This is a genomic window from Gemmatimonadales bacterium (assembly GCA_035502185.1).
Classification (GTDB): domain Bacteria; phylum Gemmatimonadota; class Gemmatimonadetes; order Gemmatimonadales; family JACORV01; genus Fen-1245.
Genome location: DATJUT010000095.1, coordinates 17,977 through 39,298, shown reverse-complemented (window position 1 = coordinate 39,298; position 21,322 = coordinate 17,977). Strand labels below are relative to the sequence as shown.

The 21,322-nt window shown below is 74.2% G+C and carries 18 protein-coding genes; 14 read left to right on the top strand and 4 right to left on the bottom strand.

Annotated features, from left to right (window positions below; translation table 11 throughout):
* Positions 1–4: 4 nt before the first annotated feature.
* From VMF70_12210 to VMF70_12195, 4 genes are all read right to left on the bottom strand, one after another.
* A complete protein-coding gene (locus tag VMF70_12210; GenBank protein HTT68782.1) occupies positions 5–1,429 on the bottom strand; it encodes a hypothetical protein in 1,425 nt (474 codons plus the stop codon).
* Positions 1,426–2,814: an Ig-like domain-containing protein gene (locus VMF70_12205; protein HTT68781.1), complete on the bottom strand. Its 1,389-nt coding sequence runs from the start codon at positions 2,812–2,814 to the stop codon at positions 1,426–1,428. Before VMF70_12205 ends, VMF70_12210 begins: the two co-directional genes overlap by 4 nt.
* On the bottom strand, positions 2,805–5,510 hold the full coding sequence (locus VMF70_12200) for a valine--tRNA ligase (protein ID HTT68780.1): 2,706 nt from the start codon (positions 5,508–5,510) through the stop codon (positions 2,805–2,807). Before VMF70_12200 ends, VMF70_12205 begins: the two co-directional genes overlap by 10 nt.
* 63 nt (positions 5,511–5,573) lie before the next feature.
* Positions 5,574–6,038, bottom strand: coding sequence for a BON domain-containing protein (locus VMF70_12195; GenBank protein HTT68779.1), 465 nt, complete (start codon positions 6,036–6,038; stop codon positions 5,574–5,576).
* A 153-nt stretch (positions 6,039–6,191) separates the two neighbouring features.
* Between VMF70_12195 and thrS the strand changes: the two genes are divergently transcribed.
* The 14 genes from thrS (at position 6,192) to VMF70_12125 (ending at position 21,311) form a co-directional block, all read left to right on the top strand.
* Entirely contained in the window at positions 6,192–8,135 is a 1,944-nt protein-coding gene (gene thrS, locus VMF70_12190) for a threonine--tRNA ligase (protein HTT68778.1), read from the top strand.
* The gene (locus tag VMF70_12185; GenBank protein ID HTT68777.1) at positions 8,132–9,334 is read left to right on the top strand and encodes an acetyl-CoA C-acetyltransferase; all 1,203 of its coding nucleotides are present in this window, start codon (positions 8,132–8,134) and stop codon (positions 9,332–9,334) included. The genes thrS and VMF70_12185 overlap by 4 nt, the downstream gene beginning before the upstream one ends.
* Complete coding sequence (locus tag VMF70_12180) at positions 9,331–9,900, top strand: biotin transporter BioY (protein HTT68776.1); 570 nt, start codon at positions 9,331–9,333, stop codon at positions 9,898–9,900. Before VMF70_12185 ends, VMF70_12180 begins: the two co-directional genes overlap by 4 nt.
* Positions 9,901–9,942: 42 nt before the next feature.
* Entirely contained in the window at positions 9,943–10,794 is an 852-nt protein-coding gene (locus VMF70_12175; protein HTT68775.1) for a 3-hydroxybutyryl-CoA dehydrogenase, read from the top strand.
* The gene (locus tag VMF70_12170) at positions 10,791–11,951 is read left to right on the top strand and encodes an acyl-CoA dehydrogenase family protein (GenBank protein ID HTT68774.1); all 1,161 of its coding nucleotides are present in this window, start codon (positions 10,791–10,793) and stop codon (positions 11,949–11,951) included. The genes VMF70_12175 and VMF70_12170 overlap by 4 nt, the downstream gene beginning before the upstream one ends.
* A gap of 19 nt (positions 11,952–11,970) precedes the next feature.
* A complete protein-coding gene (locus VMF70_12165) occupies positions 11,971–13,026 on the top strand; it encodes a Glu/Leu/Phe/Val dehydrogenase (GenBank protein ID HTT68773.1) in 1,056 nt (351 codons plus the stop codon).
* Complete coding sequence (gene glyA / locus VMF70_12160) at positions 13,023–14,315, top strand: serine hydroxymethyltransferase (GenBank protein HTT68772.1); 1,293 nt, start codon at positions 13,023–13,025, stop codon at positions 14,313–14,315. The genes VMF70_12165 and glyA overlap by 4 nt, the downstream gene beginning before the upstream one ends.
* A 42-nt stretch (positions 14,316–14,357) precedes the next feature.
* Positions 14,358–14,915, top strand: a complete 558-nt coding sequence (locus VMF70_12155; protein HTT68771.1) for a hypothetical protein — start codon at positions 14,358–14,360, stop codon at positions 14,913–14,915.
* 126 nt (positions 14,916–15,041) lie between these two features.
* A complete protein-coding gene (locus VMF70_12150; GenBank protein ID HTT68770.1) occupies positions 15,042–15,500 on the top strand; it encodes an Hsp20/alpha crystallin family protein in 459 nt (152 codons plus the stop codon).
* Positions 15,497–17,938 carry an endopeptidase La gene (lon, locus tag VMF70_12145; GenBank protein HTT68769.1) on the top strand — a complete coding sequence of 814 codons (2,442 nt, stop codon included), beginning with the start codon at positions 15,497–15,499 and terminating at the stop codon, positions 17,936–17,938. The genes VMF70_12150 and lon overlap by 4 nt, the downstream gene beginning before the upstream one ends.
* Before the next feature lie 49 nt (positions 17,939–17,987).
* A complete protein-coding gene (locus tag VMF70_12140; GenBank protein ID HTT68768.1) occupies positions 17,988–18,416 on the top strand; it encodes a Minf_1886 family protein in 429 nt (142 codons plus the stop codon).
* Between the two features lie 176 nt (positions 18,417–18,592).
* Positions 18,593–18,790, top strand: coding sequence for a hypothetical protein (locus VMF70_12135; protein HTT68767.1), 198 nt, complete (start codon positions 18,593–18,595; stop codon positions 18,788–18,790).
* 60 nt (positions 18,791–18,850) lie between these two features.
* Positions 18,851–19,681 (top strand): AmmeMemoRadiSam system protein B, encoded by an 831-nt coding sequence (gene amrB / locus VMF70_12130; GenBank protein ID HTT68766.1) that lies wholly within the window; start codon positions 18,851–18,853, stop codon positions 19,679–19,681.
* A 76-nt stretch (positions 19,682–19,757) separates the two neighbouring features.
* Positions 19,758–21,311 carry an NAD(P)H-hydrate dehydratase gene (locus tag VMF70_12125; protein HTT68765.1) on the top strand — a complete coding sequence of 518 codons (1,554 nt, stop codon included), beginning with the start codon at positions 19,758–19,760 and terminating at the stop codon, positions 21,309–21,311.
* Positions 21,312–21,322: the final 11 nt, after the last annotated feature.

Here is a 21,322-nt window from a genome sequence, read left to right as displayed (position 1 = left end):
CGCGCTACGCGAGCGCGGCGGCCACCGCCCCGATCACGGCCGGCTCGTCGTCCGGGAGGATGGTGCGGACGTCCAGCACCACCCGGCTCCCGGAGACGACCGTGATCACGGGCGGATCGCCGAGGCGCAGCCGCCGGGCGAACTCGGCGGCGGACACGCCCAAGGGGGCGACGGTGACGCCGGCGCTCGGCAGCTCGGTGCCCGGGAAGGCCCCGCCCCCGACGGCCGCGCGGGTCGGCGCGAGGGCCGCACGCGCGCCGGCCGGGAGGCGGGCGGCGAGCGCGCCGGCCCGCGCCTCGAGGGCGGGGAGCGGCGCCGTGAGCATCCGGAGCACCGGCACGTCTCGCCGCGCCGTGCCGGGGTCGCGGTAGAGCGCGAGCGTCGCGGCCAGCGCCCCCAGCGTGAGCTTGTCGGCCCGAACCGCGCGCGCCAGCGGGTGGGACCGGCACCGCGCCAGGAAGGCCGCGCCCCCCGCGAGGATGCCGGCCTGCGGCCCGCCGAGCAGCTTGTCGCCGGACGCGACCACGGCCGTGGCGCCGCTCCGCACGGCGTCAGGCAGCGTGGGCTCGCCCGCGAGGCCGTCGGCGGCGAGGTCGAGCATCAGCCCGCCGCCGAGGTCGTAGATCACCGGGACCCGCCGCTTGCGGCCGAGCGCCACCAGCTCGGCGAGGGACGCCTCGGCGACGAAGCCCTCCTGCCGGAAGTTCGAGCGGTGGACCTTGAGGAGGGCCACCGGCCCCGGCTCCGCGCGCGCGGCAGCGCGTGCGGGCTTTCGCGCGCCCCTCCTCGCCGGGGCCGTGGCACCGAGCGCCCGTTCGTAGTCCGCGAGCCGCGTGCGGTTGGTCGTGCCGACCTCGACGAGCCGCGCGCCGCTGGTGGCGAGGATCTCGGGGATGCGGAAGCCGCCGCCGATCTCGATCAGCTCACCGCGCGAGACGACCACGTCGCCGCCGGCCGCCGCGACCGCCAGGGCGAGCAGGAGAGCCGACGCGGCGTTGTTCACGACCATCGCGCCCGCGGCGCCGGTGAGCTCGGTCACCAGTGCGGCGCAGTGCTGGTGGCGGTCGCCGCGCGTGCCGCGCTCGGGATCGTACTCGAGGGTGGAGTAGCCGGGCGCGACCTCGCCGATGGCCCGGCGGGCGGCCTCGGCGAGCGGTGCCCGGCCGAGGTTGGTGTGCAGCACCACGCCAGTGGCGTTGATGCAGCGCCGGAGCGTCGGCCGGGTGGCGACTAGCAGCGCCCGCGACACCGCGCCCGCCCACGCCGCGGGGTCGCGGGGCGCCGACTCCGGCGACTCCCGCGCCTCGGCGACGGCCTGCCGCACGACGCGCAGGGCCAGGGCGCGCGGCGCGCCGGCCAGCACGGCGGCCACGTCGCCGTCGGCGAGCAGCCGGCTCACCGACGGGAGGCCGCGCCGGGGATCGCTCATTCGGGCGGTGCCGGCCGCGTGGAGTCGCGCGCCGGGCGCAGCGAATCGGCCGCCGCCCGTGCGCCGCGGAGCGAATCGGCTGCTGCGCCGGCCCGCAGCGAGTCGCCGGCCGCTCCGGCCCGCCGCGCGGCGGGCTTGGGCGCGAGCAGCGCGGCGTGCCCATGCCCCAGGATGCCGGTGAGGCCCTTGAGGCCGGCGGTCGTCACGACGTAGCGGGAGCCGGGCTGGAGCGGGGCCGCCAGGCGGACGATGCGGACATCGGTCGGCGCGGGCCGGCGCAGCAGCATCCGCATCGCGCGGGTCGTGTCGGAGCGCGTCGGTCGCCCGGGCAGCGGCGCCGCCGCTCCGCCGCGGGGCCGCGAGGGCGCCGCGGCCGGGACGGGAGGCGGCGCGGCGGGCGCCGGCGCCGGGGGCTGGCGCCGGGTCGTGTCCCTGGCCGCGGCGGCGGCGGTCGCCGCCCGCTTCAGGCTGTCGGCCGCGGCCGCGGCCGCCGCGGCGGCCTTGGTCACGCTGTCGTAGCCGGCCGGGGTGAGCACACCGGCCAGCGCGAGGTAGGTGGTGGAGTCGTCCGCGGTCGCGAGGTGGACCTGCGACGTGTCCGGCGCCACCGACGGATCGAGCGGCCGGTCGAAGGAGAGCCTGAGGGTCAGGGAGTCCACCGCCTCGACGGTGCGGAGCCGGGGCCCGACGGTGTCGTGCGTGAAGGCGTACAGCTCCAGGGATGCCGAGTCCTGCAGCGTCACGCGCGTCACGTCGTACGCCTCGCGCGGCTCGCGGCGCCGGTTGCCGTTCTGATCCACCACGCCGTACACCTGGTACTCGCCCGCCGGCATCACCGGCATCGCGAAGTTGCCCGCGGAGTCGGCCACGGCCCGGTAGGGCAGCGAGTCGGGCAGCAGCACCGCTTCGACGAGGGCGCCCGGCGCCGCCTTGTTGCCCGGCCAGTCCACGACCGTGCCGGTGAGCGTGGCGGCCGGAATCGGCGGTCCGGTGGAGAAGACGACGAGCCGGCCCCGCTTCATCCGGTTCTGGCGCAGGTCGGTGATGCCGGGCAGCAGCTCGAGCCGGTAGATCCGTCCGGCGCGGAAGCCGCCCTTGGGGTCGATCGTGAGCCGGGTGCGGTGCCATCCCACGCTGACCTTGCCGGTCACGGGCGACAGGATCACCGCGCCCCCGATGTCGCGCTGCTGGCCGGCGAGCTGCTCCGAGATCACCTCGTCGAAGTCGATCTCGGCCTGGTGCGGTGGCTCCGCCAGCACGGCGCCCGACTCGGGCACGACTCGCAGCACGGTCGGGGGCGTGGTGTCGGGCGGGCCGCCGGGCGGGTCGCCCGCGTACGCGCAGCCCACCGTCAGGGCCACGGCCGCGGCGGTGGTCAGGCGCATCCGAGCGCGGCGAGCTTGGCCGCGATGGCGTCGCGCTTCGCCGTCCACTGCCGCTCCTTCTCGGTTTCCCGCGCCACCACCTCCGCGGGGGCGCGGGAGCGGAACGACTCGTTGCCGAGCTTGGCGCGCACCGCGGCCAGCTGGTGGTCGAGCCGGGCTCGCTCGGCGCCCAGCCGCGCGCACTCCTTCTCGACGTCGATCGCGTCGCCCAGGGCGACGAACAGCTCCGCGCCGCCGGGGAGCACGGCGTGCGCGCCGACGCGGCCGGCGGGTGCGGCGTCGCCGTCGGCGTGCACGAGCTCGCGCAGCCTGGCCAGGCGGCGGATCATCAGCGCCTCGTGCTGCAGCGCCGCCGCCCGACCGGCGCCGAGCTTCGCCACCCACGCCGTGACCTCGAGGCCCGGCTTGACGCCGTACTCGGCGCGAATCTCCCGCGCGGCGTTCACCACCGCCTGGACGAAGGCGAAGTCCCGCTCCGCGTCCGGGTCGGCGCGGCCGGCGTCGCTGCCCGGCCACCGCGCGACCATGATCGAGTCGCCGGCGTGGCCGGGCAGCCGCCGGAACAGCTCCTCGGTGATGAACGGCATCCCGGGGTGCAGCAGGCGGAGCACCCGGTCGAAGACGTGCGCCGCCACGGCCCGTGCGACGTCGCCGCCCGGCGCCTCGCCGCGGAGCCGCGGCTTGATCTCCTCGAGGTACCAGTCCGCGAAATCGTCCCACAGGAAATGGTAGGGCGTGCCCACGGCGTCGTTGAGCCGGAACTTCTCGAGGTGCTCGGTGGTCTCGCCCGCCACGGCCGCGAGCCGCGAGGTGATCCAGCGGTCCGCCAGGCCCAGCCGGCCCGGCGGCAGCTCCGCCAGCGGCGGCACCGGCGCGTCGCCGAGCGCGGACAGCAGCAGCCGGCCGACGTTCCAGAGCTTGTTGGCGAAGTTGCGGCCCGAGCCGAACGAAGTGTCGAGGTCGTGCGGGTCGAGGATGATGTCGGTGCCCACCGCGAGCCCGCTGGTGACCGCGAACCGGAGCGCGTCGGCCCCGTAGCGCTGCACCACCTCGAGCGGGTCGATCCCGTTGCCCAGCGACTTGGACATCTTGACGTGGTGCGTGTCACGCACCGTGCCGTGCAGGTAGACGGTGTGGAACGGCACGCGCCCCAGGAAGTGCAGGCCCGCCATGATCATCCGGGCCACCCAGAAGAAGATGATCTCGGGCGCGGTGACCAGCACGTCGGTCGGGTAGAAGCGCGCCAGGTCCGTCGTCGCGTCCGGCCACCCCAGGGTCGAGAACGGCCACAGCCACGAGCTGAACCACGTGTCCAGCACGTCCTCGTCCTGCCGCATCGGGCCGCCGCACGCCGCGCACCCGGCGGGGTCCTCCCGCAGCGCGCTCACCAGGCCGCACTGCTCGCAGTACCACACCGGGATGCGGTGTCCCCACCACAGCTGGCGCGAGATGTTCCAGTCGCGGATGCCGGTGAGCCACTGCTCGAACTCGTCGCCGCGCCGCTCCGGGATGAAACGGACCTCGCCCTTGCGGTAGGCCGCGAGCGCCGGGGCCGCGAGCGGCTCCATCGTGACGAACCACTGCTCGCTGAGGCGCGGCTCCACCACGGTGTCGCACCGGTAGCAGTGGCGCACCGCGTGCAGCCGGGTCTCGACCTTCTCGAGCAGCCCCTTCTCCTTCAGCGCCGCGACCACCGCCTTGCGCGCCTCGAACCGGTCCATCCCGAAGAACGGTGCGGGCACCCGGCCGCCGGGCTTGCCGTCCAGCGCGGCGTCCGCCATCCGCGCGTCGGCGGTCATCACGATCGGCGTCGCGAGGTCGTGGCGGCGCCCCACCTCGAAGTCGTCGGCGTCGTGCGCCGGCGTGATCTTCACGAAGCCGGTGCCGAACCCCGCCTCGACGTGCTCGTCGGCGATGATCGGGATCTCCAGCTCGGCGATCGGCAGGATCAGGTGGCGCCCCACGAACGGCCGCCGCGCCTCGTCGCCCGGGTTCACGGCGACCGCGACGTCGCCCAGCATCGTCTCGGGCCGGGTCGTGGCCACCGTCACGTGGCCGTCGCTGTCGGCGAACGGGTAGCGGACGTAATACAGCGCGCCCTCCACGTCGGCGTGCTCCGCCTCCTCGTCCGACAGCGCGGTGTGGCAGCGCGGGCACCAGTGGATCACGCGGTGCCCGCGGTAGATCAGGCCCTCCTCCCACAGGCGGACGAACACCTCGCGCACCGCGCGGCTCATCGACGGGTCGAGCGTGAACCGGGTGCGCGACCAGTCGCACGAGCAGCCGATCGCCTTGAGCTGCTGGAGGATGGTGTCGCCCTTCTGGCGCACGTGCGCCCACACCCGCTCCACGAACGCCTGCCGCCCCAGGTCGAACCGGGTCTTGCCCTCGGCGGCGAGCAGCTTCTCGACCACGTTCTGGGTCGCGATCCCCGCGTGGTCGGTGCCGGGCACCCACAGGGCCGCCCGGCCGCGCATCCGCTCGAAGCGGATCAGCACGTCCTGGATGGTGTTGTTCAGGCCGTGCCCCATGTGGAGCACGTCGGTCACGTTGGGCGGCGGGATCACGATGACGTACGGCTTGGCGCCCGGCGCGGCCGACGGGGCGAACAGGCCCCGGGCCTGCCAGTCGGCGTACAGGCGCCCCTCGACGTCGGCCGCGGTATACTGCGGGGCGAGGGTCGTGGCGTCGCTCACCGCGGCGCCTTCACGAAAAGGCCCGCACTGAGCGGGCCGCGGAACAGGGACATCGAGCGTGCCTCAGCTGCGCGCGGCCAGCGGCGTGCTCGGCCCCGGCACCGCCCGGGCCTCGCCGTCCGCTCCCGGCACCAGCAGATGATTGAGCACCGTGCGGACCCCGGCCACGGCCCGCACCACCTCGCCGGCGAGGCTGACCTCGCCGGCGCTCCTGACCCGCCCGGCGAGCTCGACGATGCCGCCTTCCAGCACCCGCACCCGCACCGCGCGGCGCCCCAGGACGGCGTCGCGGCGCAGCGCGTCCAGGACCCGCGACTCCAGTCGCTCGGCGTCCTCGTCGGTCCACCGCTGCCTGGGCGGGCGGGCCCGCGCCGTCCACCGCTCCAGCGCCCCCGCGACCCGCCGAGCGTTCACCCGGCCCACCCGCTCGGCGGCGAAGTACCCGGCCACGAGGCCGAGCCCCGCGCCGGTCGCCAACAGCAGCAGGTCGCCGATGGTGAATCGGGAGCGGTCCTCGTGGCGCGACACCCTGACTCCGGTGGAAACAGTAGTGACCTCTCGCTACATTGCAGGCCAGTCTCTAACAGTGGCGAAGCGGGCTTCCTGTCGCAAGTTGCGCCCCGCCCAGCCGCGCATGTCGGAGGGAAGCGGCCCGCCCGCGGGCGCGCCTCCCGGAGCGTCATGAGCCAGGAGCTCGTCCTCAGACTCCCCGACGGATCGGAGCGGCGCGTCCCCCCCGGGACCACGCCGCGGGCCGTCGCACAGGCCATCGGCCCGGGCCTCGCCCGCGCGGCGGTGGCCGCGCGTCTCGACGGCCAGATCGTGGAGCTGGACCGTCCGCTGCAGTCGTCCGGTCCGTTCGCGATCCTCACCGACAAGGATCCGGATGCGCTGTTCGTGCTCCGGCACTCGGCGGCGCACGTGCTGGCGACCGCGGTGCGGCGGCTGTTTCCCGAGGCGGGCATCGGCTTCGGCCCCCCGATCGACGACGGCTTCTACTACGACTTCGAGGTGCCGCGCCCGTTCACCCCGGAGGACCTCGAGAAGATCGAGGCCGAGATGCGGCAGGTGGTCGCGGCCGACTGGCCGATCGAGCGGGAGGTGGTGAGCCGGGACGAGGCCCGCAAGCGGTTCGCGGCGGACCCGTTGAAGCTCGAGCGCCTGGCCGAGATCGGCGACGGCGAGGTGATCTCGGTCTACCGCGACGGCCCGTTCGAGGACCTGTGCCGCGGCCCGCACCTGGCCAGCACCGGCCGGCTCCAACACTTCAAGCTGCTGCACGCGGCGGGTGCGTACTGGCGCGGCGACGAGAAGCGGCAGATGCTGCAGCGCATCTACGGCACCGCCTGGTTCGCCAAGGCGGACCTCGACGCGTACCTGCGCCGGCTCGAGGAGGCGCGCAAGCGGGACCATCGGCTGCTCGGGCGCCAACTCGACCTGTACAGCATCCAGGAGCTGGTGGGGCCGGGCCTGGTCTTCTGGCACCCCAAGGGCGCGATGCTCCAGTTCCAGCTGCGCCGGTTCATCGAGGACGTGCTCCTGGAGCGCGGCAACCAGCTGGTGTACACGCCGCACATCACCCGCGAGCAGCTGTTCCTCAAGTCGGGCCACCTGCCGATCTACGCGGAGAACCAGTTCCCGGCGATGGCGGCGGGCGAGGGCGAGGGCGAGGACGTGCGCTACCGGGTGAAGCCGATGAACTGTCCCGGGCACATCCTGGTGTACGCGTCGCGCCAGCGCAGCTACCGGGACCTGCCGCTCCGGCTCTCGGAGATCGCCAACGTCTACCGCAACGAGCGGTCGGGGACGCTGCACGGGATGCTGCGGGTGCGCGGCCTCACGATGGACGACGGGCACATCTTCCTCAGGCCGGACCAGATCGAGGAGGAGATCTTCGCGCTGCTCGACATCGTGGAGCTGGTGATGGGGAAGACCTTCGGCCTGGCCTACCGGCTCGACCTCGCCACCCGGCCCGAGAAGAAGCTCGGCGCCGACGAGCAGTGGGAACAGGCCGAGCGGGCGCTCGAGGCGGCCCTCAAGCGGCGCGGCGTGACCTACCGTCTCGACGCCGGCGGCGGCGCGTTCTACGGGCCGAAGATCGACATCAAGTTCGACGACGCGATCGGCCGCGAGTGGCAGGGCGCGACCATCCAGCTCGACTTCCAGCTGCCGGAGCGGTTCCAGCTCGAGTACACGGGGGCCGACAACAAGCCGCACCGGCCGGTGATGATCCACCGCGCCATCTACGGGACGATGGAGCGGTTCATCGGCTTCCTGATCGAGCACTTCGCGGGCGCGTTCCCGCTGTGGCTCTCGCCCGAGCAGGTGCGGGTGCTGCCGATCAGCGACGCCCAGACCGCGGCGGCCGCGGCGTTCCGGGCGCGGCTGCAGGCCGCCGGCATCCGCGCCGCGCTCGACGACCGCAGCGACACGCTGAACTACCGCATCCGCGAGGCGGAGCTGGAGAAGGTCCCGTACATGGCGGTGATCGGCGCACGCGAGGCGGAGGGCGGCACGGTCGCCGTGCGCATCCGCGGCGCCGGGAAGAAGCAGGAGGTCGTGACCCAGGACGCGTTCCTCGCGCGGGTGACCGACGAGGTGCGCACGCGCGCACGAGGTCCATGATGGCCACCCTCGATCCCCGCACGACGCCGGTCATCGTGAGCGCGGTGCGCACGCCCATCGGCCGCTTCCTGGGCGGCCTCGCGCCGCTCGCGGCGCCCGCGCTCGGCGCGCTTGCCATCCGCGAGGCGGTGCGGCGCGCCGGCGTCGCGGCCGGCGACGTCGAAGACGTGATCATGGGCAACGTGGTGCAGGGGGGCGTGGGCCAGGCGCCCGCGCGCCAGGCCGCGATCGGCGCCGGCCTCCCCGGCACGGTGCCCGCCGTCACCATCAACAAGGTCTGCGGGTCAGGGCTGAAGGCGGTGATGCTCGCCGCGCAGGCCGTCCGGGCCGGCGACGCGGCTTGCGTGGTGGCGGGCGGGATGGAGTCGATGTCGAACGCGCCCTACTACCTGTTCGGCCTGCGCAGCGGCGTGAAGCTCGGCAACCAGACGATGGTGGACGGCGTCATCCACGACGGCCTGTGGTGCTCGTTCGGCGACTGCCACATGGGCGCCTACGCCGAGTACACCGCCCAGAAGGCGGGCGTGTCGCGCGAGGACCAGGACCGCTTCGCGCTCGAAAGCCACCGGCGCGCGGTCGCGGCGCAGGACGCGGGCCGCTTCGCGGGCGAGATCGTGCCGGTCGAGGTGCGCGACCGGAAGGGCACGGTCACGGTGGCGAAGGACGAGGCCCCGCGCGCGGACACCACGCTGGAGGCGCTCGGCAAGCTCAAGCCCGCGTTCCAGAAGGACGGCTCGGTCACGGCGGGCAACGCGCCCGGCCTCAACGACGGCGCCAGCGCGCTGGTCGTGACGTCGCTCGCGTTCGCGCAGGCGCACGGGTTGAAGCCGCTGGCCCGCATCACGGCGTACGCCACCGGCGGAGGCGAGCCCCGGGACCTGTTCTTCGCGCCGATCGTCGCCGTGCAGCACCTGATGCGGAAGGAAGGGAAGACCATCGCGGACTACGACCTGGTCGAAGCCAACGAGGCGTTCGCGGTGCAGGCGCTGGCCGACGGGCGCGCCCTGGGCTGGGACTGGGCCCGCGTCAACGTGAACGGCGGCGCGGTGGCCCTGGGACACCCGATCGGCGCGAGCGGCGCGCGGGTGCTGACCACGCTGCTCTACGCCATGCGCGAGCGGTCGGCGACGACCGGCCTCGCGACCCTGTGCCTCGGCGGCGGGAACGCCGTCGCCCTCTCGGTGGAGCGCCTGACATGACCCTCGTCTCGTCCGCTGCCGAACGGTCTCCCGCCCGCGCGCGCGCGCGCGCCGCGGCCTCCGTCCTGGCCGGCGTGCTGCTGGTCGCGCTGGCCTCGCAGCTGGCGGTGCCGCTCCCCGGCACGCCGGTGCCGCTGACCCTGCAGCCGCTCGCGGTGCTGCTGGTGGGCGGGCTTCTGGGGCCGCTTCCCGGGGCGGCCGCGATGGTGCTCTACCTCGCGCTGGGCGCCGCGGGCCTGCCCGTGTTCACCCCGTTCGGCGCGCCGGGGCTGCTGCGGCTGCTCGGGCCCACCGGCGGCTACCTCCTGGCGTTCCCCGTGGCCGCCGCCGTCGTGGGATGGGTCACGGCGCGGGGGACCGGCTGGCTCCGCCTCCTCGCCGGTCCGCTGCTCGGCATGGTCGCGATCCACGCCGGCGGCCTGGCGCAGCTCGTCGCGCTCACGGGCAGCGCGCGGGCGGCCTTCGCGGCGGGCGTGGTCCCCTTCGCGCTGGGCGATGCGCTGAAGGTGCTGGTCGCCGCGCTGGTGCTGCGGCGGGCGGCGGGTCGGACGCGGGCGCTCGGGTGAGCGCCCGCGGTGCTGTCGGGGGGGCGTGAGCAGATGGGACGCATGGCGGTGGTCGGCGCCGGCACCATGGGCAACGGCATTGCGCACATCTTCGCCCAGCACGGCTGGGACGTGGCGCTGGTGGACGTCGCGCGACCCGCCCTCGAGCGGGCCGTCGCCACGATCGGGGGCAACCTCGACCGCCAGGTGAAGAAGGGCACGCTCACGGCCGAGCAGCGCACGGCCGCCCTCGGCCGCATCACCACGGCCACCGAGGTCGCCGCGGTCGCCGGCGCGGAGCTGGTGGTCGAGGCCGCGGTCGAGAGCGAGGCCGTCAAGCTCGCGCTGTTCGCCGAGCTGGACCGCGCCGCCCCCGCCGGCGCGGTGCTGGCGAGCAACACCAGCTCGATCTCGATCACGGCGCTCGGCGCCCGCACGGCGCGCCCCGAGGCGGTGATCGGGATGCACTTCATGAACCCGGTCCCGGTGATGGCGCTGGTCGAGGTCATCCGCGGCCAGGCCACCGCGGACTGGGCGGCCGCCCGGGTGATGGCGGTGGCGCGCGAGCTGGGGAAGACGCCGGTGGAGGTGAGCGACTACCCCGGGTTCGTGTCCAACCGCGTGCTCATGCCGATGATCAACGAGGCCGTGTTCTGCCTGATGGAGGGCGTGGCCACGGCCGAGTCCATCGACACGGTGATGAGGCTCGGGATGAACCATCCCCTGGGCCCGCTCGCGCTGGCGGACCTGATCGGGCTGGACACCTGCCTCGCCATCCTCGAGGTGCTGCACCGCGGGCTCGGCGACGACAAGTACCGTCCCTGCCCGCTGCTGCGGCGCCTGGTCGCGGCGGGCCGGCTGGGCCGCAAGAGCGGCCGCGGCTTCTACGACTACCGGGCGCAGGCCACGGCGTGAGCGCGACGGCGGTCCGCCCCGAGGAGCAGGAGCAGATCCTGCAGCTGGTGCGCGACTTCGCGGCCGAGCACATCGCGCCGCGCGCGGCGCGCTGGGACGCGGAGAAGCACTTCGACCGGGACGTGATCGACCGGCTGGGCGCGCTCGGCTTCCTGGGGATGCTGGTGCCGGAGGCGTGGGACGGGCTGGGGCTCGACACGCTCACCTACCTCAAGGCCGTCGAGGAGATCGCCGCGGCGGACGCGTCGGTCGCGGTGTCGGTCGCGGTGCACAACTCGCTGCCGAGCCAGATGCTGCTGCGCCACGGGAGCGAGGCGCAGAAGGACCGCTGGCTGCGCCCGATGGCGCGGGGCGAGCGGCTGGCGGCGTTCGCACTCTCGGAGGCCGACGCCGGCTCCGACGCGGCGGCCCTGCGGAGTCGCGCCGAGCGGCGCGGCGACGGCTGGGTTCTCAACGGCGCCAAGGCGTGGGTCAGCAACGGCGGGACCGCGGACCTCGTGTTCGCGATGGCGAGGACCGACGGTGGCGAGGGACGGGGCGCCCGCGGCATCGGCTGCTTCATCGTCCCGACCGACTCGCCGGGCTACGTGGTCGGCAAGGCCGAGGACAAGATGGGCCTGCGGGCCTCGAACACCACCGCGGTGTACTTCCAGGACCTGGTCCTCGGCGGGGACCATCTGCTGGGCGAGGCCGGCGCCGGATTCGTGTACGCGCTCGAGGCGCTGGACAGCGGCCGGATGGGCATCGCGGCGCAGGCCTGCGGGATCGCGCGCTCGGCGCTGGAGCACGCGTGTCGCTACGCGGCCCAGCGCCGGCAGTTCGGGCGCGCCATCCGGGAATTCGAGGCCATCCAGTTCAAGCTGGCCGATATGGCCACGCGGCTGGCCGCGGCGCGCTGCTTGCTGCACGAGGCGGCGCGGCGCCGCGACGCGGGCGAGCGGGTGACCGCGTGGGCGGCGATGGCGAAGCTGCACTGCTCCGAGACCGCGATGTGGGTGGCCACCCAGGCCGTGCAGGTCTTCGGGGGCTACGGGTACATGCGGGACTATCCGGTCGAGCGGCTGATGCGCGACGCCAAGGCGACGGAGATCTACGAGGGCACATCCGAGATCCAGCGCGTGGTCGTCGCACGCGAGCTGCTGTCATCCTCCACCTGAGCGGGGCACCCGAACGGCGATGGATATCTTCGAGCAGATGGCCGTGAGCGATCACGAGCAGCTGGTGTACTGCCGCGAGGCTTCCTCCGGGTATCGCGGCCTGATCGCCGTCCACAACACCACGCTCGGGCCGGCACTCGGGGGCACGCGCTTCTGGCACTACAAGTCCGAGAGCGACGCGGTCGTCGACGTGCTGCGCCTGTCGCGCGGGATGACCTACAAGGCGGCCGTCGCGGGCCTCTCCCTCGGCGGCGGCAAGTCGGTGGTGATGGCCGACCACGGGACCCAGGACCGGGAGGCGATCTTCCGCGCGCACGGCCGGTTCATCGAGTCCCTGAAGGGGCGCTACATCACCGCGGAGGACGTGGGCACCAGCCCGGCGGACATGGACTACATCCACCTCGAGACCGAGCACGTGGTGGGGCTGCAGGGCCGCTCCGGCGACCCGTCGCCCGTGACCGCCTACGGCGTGTACCAGGGCATCAAGGCGAGCGCGAAGGTGAAGATCGGCAGCGACAGCCTGGCCGGGAAGACGGTGGCGGTGCAGGGCTGCGGGCACGTGGGGTACTACCTGTGCGGGTACCTGCACGAGGAGGGCGCGCGCCTGGTGGTCACCGACATCGACACCGAGAAGGTCAAGCGGGTGGTGGAGGAGTTCCGCGCCCGGGCGGTGGGGCTCGACGAGATCTACGGGGTGCAGGCCGACGTGTTCGCCCCGTGCGCGCTGGGCTCGATCATCAACGACGCGACGCTGAAGCAGCTCAAGGTCAGGATCGTGGCGGGCGGCGCCAACAACCAGCTGGCCGAGGAGCGGCACGGCGACCTGCTGGAGCAGCGCGGCATCCTGTACGCGCCCGACTACGTCATCAACGCGGGCGGGCTGATCAACGTGAACAGCGAGCTGGAGGGCTGGTCGGCGGAGCGCGCCAAGCGGAAGGCGGGCGAGATCTACGACACGCTGCTCCGGCTGTTCGAGCTGGCGAAGGAAGAGGGCATTCCCACGTATCGCGCCGCGGACCGCTTGGCCGAGCGGCGCATCGAGGCGGTGGCCAAGCTGAAGCGGACCTGGGTATGAACCCGACGTCGTGGCAGCCGCATCCCGATCTGGTGGCCGCCGATCCGGTGGTGGCCGACATCCTCGCGCGCGAGACCGCGCGCCAGGCCGAGGGTCTCGAGCTGATCGCCTCGGAGAACTTCCCCTCCTCCGCGGTGCTCGCCGCGATGGGGTCGCCGCTCAACAACAAGTACGCCGAGGGCTACCCCGGCAAGCGCTACTACGGCGGCTGCGAGGTGGTGGACGAGGCCGAGCAGCTGGCGATCGACCGCGCGCGGAAGCTGTTCGGCGCGGCCCACGCCAACGTGCAGCCGCACAGCGGGAGCCAGGCGAACTTCGCGGCGTACCTAGCGGTGGCCAACCCGGGCGACACGCTGATGGGGCTGGCCCTGCGGCACGGCGGCCACCTCACGCACGGGGCGCCGGTGAGCGCGTCCGGGCGGCTGTTCCGCCCGGTGCAGTACGGCGTGCGGGAGAGCGACGGGCTGATCGACCTCGACCAGGTGCGGGCGATGGCGCGGGCCGAGAAGCCGAAGATCATCGTGACGGGCGGCAGCGCCTATCCGCGCATCATCGACTTCGCCGCGTTCGCGTCCATCGCGCGGGAGGTCGGCGCGACGCTGGTGGTGGACATGGCGCATTTCGCCGGCCTGGTGGCGGGCGGCGTGCACCCCTCCCCGGTGCCGCACGCCGACATCGTGACCACGACCACGCACAAGACGCTGCGCGGGCCGCGCGGCGGGATGATCCTCACCACCGACGCCCTGGCGAAGGCGGTGGACAAGCAGGTCTTCCCGGCCACCCAGGGCGGCCCGCTGATGCACGTGATCGCGGCCAAGGCGGTCGCGCTGGGCGAGGCGCTGCAGCCGGGCTTCGCGGGCTATGCGCGCCGGGTGGTCGCCAACGCCCGGGCGCTCGGCGAGGCGCTGCAGGAGCGCGGCTACGTCCTGGTCTCGGGCGGCACCGACACCCACCTGCTGCTGGTGGACCTGCGGGCCGCCGGGCTCACGGGCAAGCTGGTCGAGGAGACGCTGGGCCGGGCCGGCATCACGGTCAACAAGAACACGGTGCCGGGCGATCCGCAGTCGCCGTTCGTGACGAGCGGCATCCGGATCGGCACGGCCGCGCTCACCACCCGGGGGATGGGCGAGGCCGAGATGCGGGCCATCGGCGCGCTGATCCACCGGGCGGTGGAGTCGCGCGACGAGCCGGCCGGTCTCGCGCGGCTGAAGCACGAGGTGCTCGAGCTGGCCGAGCAGTTCCCGCTGTACGGGTTGCCGATGCGCGAAGTGGCGGCAGGCCGGGTCTAGCCGGCCGCGCCGGCCGTCCATCCTGACTGGAGGGAGGCTCCGATGCCCGGACCACGGGCCCCGCGTTCCTCGGCGGAAGTGGTGCGCTCCTCGCTCGACGAGCTGCACTCGCGGCGGAGGCGCCGCGGCGTGCGGCGCACGGTGCTCGGCATCGCGCTGCTGGTGGGCCTGGTGTGGGGCGCCAACCACTTCCTGGTCGGCCGCCCGGTCGATGCCGCGCTGGCGACCGACCCGCGCACCGCCGCCATGGGCGTGGTGGCGCACTTCGACCGCTACGTGAACCTCACCACCCTGGTGCTCGACCTCCGGAGCCCCGGGGTGACCGACACCGACGACGTGCTGCGCGGCGTGCTGGTGGTGGCCCGCGACCTCGGCTCGCTGAGCATCGTCCATCGCATCGTGCTGGCGCGCGACGGCAAGCCGGTGTACGCCCTGACGGGCGACGATTTCCGGAAGGTGGGGCGCACCTTCACCCTGGTGCACAACCCGGTGGTGGCCCTGCGCGACCTGAACGACGCGCTGCGCCTGCCCGGGGGCCAGAAGCCGCCGCTGTCCGATGTCGGCACGACCGCGCGCCGCTGGGCGACCGGCGGCCCGTAGCGCCGCCCGGCGTTCCCTTTGGCGCCACCGCGCCGGCGGCGCTCGTCGCGGTCTCGGGAGCGTTCGTCGCGCCGCCCGCATGACTGACGCTTGCGCCACCGCCGCGGCGGGGCGTAGGTTCGCCTCATGGCCGATGGGCGACGCCGTCCCCGGGCGCCCCGGCCCTCCGGGCCGGTGACGCCGCACAACGCCGACGAGCTCGAAGTCTATTTCAACGACTACGTCCGCGGGTCCCCGGTCGGGTTCGTCTCCACGCCCAAGTGGCGCCCCCCCACCGACATCTACGAGACCGACGACGCCTTCATCGTCGTGATGGACATCGCCGGCGTGGATCCGGGCGAGTTCACCGTCTCGCTCGACGCCGGGATGCTCACGGTGAGCGGCGAGCGGAAGGAGCGCGCCAGCGGCCGCCGCGAGTACCACGCGATGGAGGTGAAGGTCGGCCCGTTCGAGCGGAGCTTCCGGCTCCCGAGGCCGGTGGACGCCGCCTCGCTCCGCGCGACCTACGAGCTGGGGTTCCTCGAGATCCGCCTGTCCAAGCTCCCGGCCGCGCCGCCGCGCGCCGTGGACGTGGTGGGCCGGTGACGCTCCCCCCGGCCGCGCCCGCGCTCGAGGCCGTCGTGCCGGCGCGGCTGCCGGTCCTCGCGCTGGCCCAGACGGTCGTCTTCCCGCACGTCGTGGTGCCGATCGCGGTGACCTCGCCGGCCACGGTCGAGGTGATCGACCGCGTGGTGGAGTCGCACAAGCGCGTGCTGCTGGGCGTGCTGCGCTCGACGGCCGAGAGCGACCTGCCCCCGGGCGTGGTGGAGGACGCGCCGCCGGACGCCGTCCACGAGGTGGGCACGCTGGCGGCGGTGGTCCGGCTGCTGAAGCTGGGCGACGGCTCGCTGCGGATGCTGCTCCAGGGACTGGAGCGGGTGCGGCTGGTGGACCTGCGCGCCGACGGCGAGGGCCTGAGCGCCGGCTTCGCGCCGGTCCCGAGCGCGATCGGCGATCCGCTCAAGACGGAGGCGCTGCGGCGCTCGGTGACGACGCAGATGGAGCGCGTCATCGAGATGACGAACCTGTCGGCCGAGCTGCAGGAGGTGCTGGCGGGGATCACCGACGCCGGCAAGCTCGCGGACTTCGTGGCGGCCAACCTGGACGTGGCCGTGGAGGCCAAGGCGGAGCTCCTGGCCACCGGCGACGTGGCCGCGCGGCTGGAGCGGCTGTCCGCGCTGATCGGCCAGGAGCTGCAGGTGCTCGAGGTGGGCACCCAGATCTCGGAGAAGGTGAAGTCGCGCCTGGACGAGCACCAGCGCGAGTACGTGCTCCGCGAGCAGCTCAAGGCCATCCAGGAAGAGCTGGGCGAGGGCGGGCTCGAAGGCGAGATGGGCGAGCTGCTGAAGAAGCTGGAGGCGGCGAAGCCGTCCGAGGAGGCGCTCGCGGCCGGCCGCCGCGAGCTGGAGCGGCTGGGCCGGATGTCGCCGCAGTCGGCCGAATACCAGGTGAGCCGCACCTACGTCGAGGTCCTGGCCGGCCTGCCGTGGAGCGTGCTCACCGAAGACCGGCTCGACATCGCTCACGCGCGCTCCGTCCTGGACCGCGATCACTTCGATCTCGAGCGGGTGAAGGACCGCATCATCGAGTACCTCGCCGTGCGGTTCCTCAACCCCGAAGCGCACGGGAGCATCCTGTGCTTCGTCGGCCCGCCGGGCACCGGCAAGACCAGCGTCGGCCAGAGCATCGCCGAGGCGCTGGGCCGCCGGTTCGCGCGGATGGCGTTGGGCGGGATGCGGGACGAGGCGGAGATCCGCGGCCATCGCCGGACGTACGTCGGCGCCCTGCCCGGCCGCATCATCCAGCTGCTGCAGCGGGCCGGGTCGCGGAATCCCGTGTTCATGCTGGACGAGGTGGACAAGCTCGGCGCCGACTTCCGCGGCGACCCCACCTCGGCGCTGCTCGAGGTGCTCGATCCCGCGCAGAACCACTCGTTCGTGGACCACTACGTGGAGGTCCCGTTCAGCCTGCGCGACGTGATGTTCATCGCGACCGCGAACACCCTGGCCACGGTGCCGCCGCCCCTGATCGACCGGATGGAGGTGCTGGAGCTGCCCGGCTACACGCCGCGGGAGAAGCTGGAGATCGCGCGCCGCTACCTGGTGCCGCGGCAGCTGCGGGAGACCGGGCTCGCGGGCCGGGAGGTGACCGTCACCGACGGCGCGCTGCAGACCGTCATCGGCGAGTACACGCGCGAGGCCGGCGTGCGGCAGCTCGAGCGCGAGATCCAGCACGTGCTCCGGCAGATCGTGGTGGACGTGGTGGACGGGAGGTCCGCGGGCCTGCGCGTCACCACGCGCACGGTGCGACGGCGGCTCGGGCCGCCCAAGGTGCTGCCCGAGGTCGCCGGCCGGGAGCCCGAGGTGGGCGTCATGACCGGCCTGGCGTGGACGCCGACCGGGGGCGACATCCTGTTCATCGAGGCGCTCAAGATGCCGGGCAAGGGCGCGATCCTCATCACCGGCCAGCTGGGCGACGTGATGCGGGAGTCGGCCGAGGCCGCGTGGAGCCTGGTGCGGTCCAAGGCGCTGGCGCTGGGCGTCGATCCCGCGACCTTCCAGACGGCGGACGTGCACCTGCACGTGCCGGCGGGGGCGGTGCCGAAGGACGGGCCGTCGGCGGGCGTCGCGATCGCGACGGCGCTCGCGTCGCTGGCTTCCGGCCGCCCGGTGCGTCCCGACGTGGCGGCGACCGGGGAGCTGACCCTGCGCGGCCACGTCTTGCCGGTCGGTGGGATCAAAGAGAAGTTGATAGCGGCCGAGCGGGCCGGCATCCGCCTGGTGCTGGCGCCGGCGCGCAACGCGGCCGACGTGGCCGAGGTGCCCGAGGAGGTCCGGAAGAAGTTGGAGATCCGCCTGGTGGACACGGTCGACGCGGTGCTCGAAGCCGCGCTGCTGCCGGCGAGGGCGGTGGCCGCGCGGCCGGCGGCGCGCGAGCGCGCCGGCGGTGCCGCGCCGGGCCCCGCCGCGCGGAGCGTGCCGTGACCGCGAGGCGGATTCCGCGGGAGTCCGGGCGGCGCGGACGTGGTGCCGGGTGCGCGATACCCGAGGCGGCGCGGTGAGCCAGCTCGAGTTCGCCGACGAGCTGATGGCGCGCATCAGCCCGAGAGCCGGCCGCTTCCATCCGCGCGCGTTCTTCTTCGTGCTGGCGGCACTCGAGCGCCACCAGGAGCGCCTGTCGGAGCGCCGCCACGTGTCCGGCGGCGAGCTGTCGCACGCCTGCCGCGAGCTGGCGCTGGAGCAGTACGGCCTGCTGGCGCGCACGGTGCTGGAGCACTGGGGCATCCGGACGACCGGCGACTTCGGCGAGATCGTGTACGCCCTGATCGACGCGGGGCTGCTGATCCGCCGGCCGGAGGACCGCCCGGAGGATTTCCAGGGCGTCTTCCACTTCGAGCGCGCGTTCGAGGACGAGTACGTGTGGGCGAAGGATGTGATGCGCGAGGGTGAAGGTGAGAGGTGAGGGGTGAGAGGTTCGAGTGAGCAGTGAGAAGTGAGAGGTGAGAAGCGAAAGGCGTGAGAGGTGAGACTCACCTCTCACCCTCACTGCCTCACGCTTCCCGACTTCTCGCCTCTCACCTGAACGACTCACGTCTCACCTCTCACCCGGGTGGGGGCGGTCGGGAAGGGAGGCTCGGCATGGAAGACCGGCAATGGCCACCCTGTCGGAAGTGCTCGCAGGGTCTGCTCATCCCCCTGTCCGATTATGGCCGGGACGGGGCCCCGATCACCTACAAGGCCTGGGTCTGCACCAACCCCGAATGCGGCTTCAACATCCGGATCGACAACGGCGAGATCTCCTTCGGCCGCGCGATCGGGCAGTCCCACACCAAGTGAGAGCGGCCGGACGCGCCGGGGCACGGTGACCGGGCGGGCCGCTCGCCGGGCGGGAACCCCATGACGGCCACCGTGCGCGTCCGCCAGCCGGCCGTCGCCGGCTCCTTCTATCCGGCGCAGCCGACGCAGCTGGTGGCCGCGGTGCGCGAGCTGCTCACCGTGGCCGGGGCCGAGCCGCGACCCGCGCTCGCCGCCGTCGCCCCGCACGCGGGCTACGTGTACTCGGGCCGCACGGCGGGCCAGGTGTTCGCCCGCCTCGAGGTGCCGCGATGCTGCGTCGTGCTGGCACCCAACCACACGGGATTCGGCGAGGCGGAAGAAGGCGGCAGCGTGTACGCCGTCGGGTCGTTCGTCACCCCGGCCGGCGAGATCCCGGTGGACGAGGCGACCGCGGCCGCGCTGCTGGCGAGCTGCGACCTCCTCGAGGACGACCCGGCGGCGCACGCGCGGGAGCACGCGGTCGAGGTGGAGCTGCCCTTCCTGCTCGCGCGGCAGCCGCGCGTGACCGTGGTGCCGGTCGTGCTCGGCTGGTCCGACTGGCCCCGGACCCGGCGGCTCGGGGAGGCGCTCGCGGCGGTGGTCCGCGGCTCGCCGGAGCCGGTGCTCCTGGTGGCCAGCTCCGACATGAACCACTACGAGAGCGCGGCGGTGGCCGCCGAGAAGGACGGCCTCGCGCTCGCCGCGGCCGAGCGGCTCGACGGCGAGCAGCTGCTCGAGGTCACGCGCCGCCACCGGATCTCGATGTGCGGGCGGGTGCCGGCCGCGGCGGTCCTGCACGCCGCCCGGCTGCTGGGCGCGGTGACGGCCGAGGTGGTGCACCGCTCGCATTCGGGCCAGGTCACCGGGGACGACTTGTCGGTGGTGAGCTACGCCGGGGTGATCGCGCGATGATCCAGCGATGGCCGCAGCGGTTCGTGCGGGCGACGCGGAGAATGCTCGCGGCACGGCCCGAGCCCCTCAGGGCGCGATGAGCGTCGTGCCGGTGCTCTCGTCGGCCGAGGCGCAGGAGTGGGACCGCCTGTCGCGGGAATTCGCCAAGATCCCGAGCCGCGTGCTCATGGAGTCGGCGGGGCGCGCGGTGGCCGCAGCGGTCGCCAGGGAGTTCGCGTCGCGGCTCCCGCTCGGCGTGCTGGTCGCCGCCGGCACCGGCAACAACGGCGGCGACGGGTACGTGGCGGCGCGCGCGCTGGCGGCGCAGGGCGTGAGCGTGACCGTGGCGACGCTGCCGGGCGACCCGTCGCCCGACTGCCTCGAGAACAAGATCCTCGCGACGATGCACGGTGTCCACGTCATCGAGGCCGGGGACGAGTGGGGCGGCTGCGGCGTGGCGGTGGACGCGCTGCTGGGCACCGGCGCCAGGGGCGCGCCGCGCGGGCCCGCGGCCGCGGCCATCGAGCGCCTGATGCGGCTGGCCGCGCCGGTGGTGGCGGTGGACGGCCCGTCGGGCCTCGACCTGTCGACCGGCGTGGTGCACGCGCCCTGCGTCCGCTCGTCGGTGACGGTGACCTTCGGGGGGCTGCGGCGCGGCCACCTGCTGCAGCGCACGGTCTGCGGCTCGGTGCTGGTCGCCGACATCGGGTTCCCGCCGCCGGACCCGTCGTGGCCGAGCATGGTGACCGACGGGTGGCTGCGCGAGGTGCTGCCGCCCTTCAGCGCCGAGATGCACAAGGGGGATCGCGGCCGCGTCGTGATCGTGGGCGGGAGCGAGGGCATGGCGGGCGCGGTCATCTTCGCCGCCAAGGCGACGGCGCGCTCGGGCGCCGGCCTGGTGAAGATCGCCGCCCCCGAGGCCACGGTGCGGGCCGCGCAGGCCAACAACCCCGACCTGATGACGGTCACCACGCCGCTGGAGCCGCCTTTGCAGGAGCCGCTCCTCGAGGCGCTGCATTGGGCGGACGTGGTCGTGCTCGGTCCCGGCTTCGGGCGCGGCGCGGCGCGCGACCGGTTCGCCCGCGACGTGCTCGGCGCGGCCCGGGGCGCCGTGCTGGTGGATGCCGACGGCCTGGTGGCGTTCCGCGGCGCCGCGGCGGAGCTGGCGGCGTTGCTGGCCGGGCGGCACGCGCTGCTGACGCCGCACCGGGGCGAGTTCGCGGCGCTGTTCCCCGACCTCGCGGAGCGCACGCGCCAGGACCCGTTCGGCGCGGCGGCCGAAGCGGCGTCCCGGGTCGGCGTGGGCGTGCTGCTCAAGGGCGTGCCCACGGTGGTCGCCTCGCCGGGCGTGCCGCCGCTGGTATCGGCCGCGGGCAACCCGGGCCTCGCGACCGGCGGCACGGGCGACGTGCTGTCCGGCATGGCCGCGACCTGGCTGGCGCGCGGCGCGCCGCCCCAGATCGCGGGGGCGGCGGCGGCCCACGTGCACGGCCGCGCGGCGGAGAACCTCGCCCAGCACCGTTCGGTGCGCACGCTCCGGCCCGACGACCTCCTCGCCGTGCTGAGCCCGTTGTGGCGCGAGCTGGCCGAGAAGGAGATCCGGGTGGATCCGCCGTTCGTCGCCCGGCTCGAGCCGCCCGCCGTCCATTAGTGCGCGGTCTT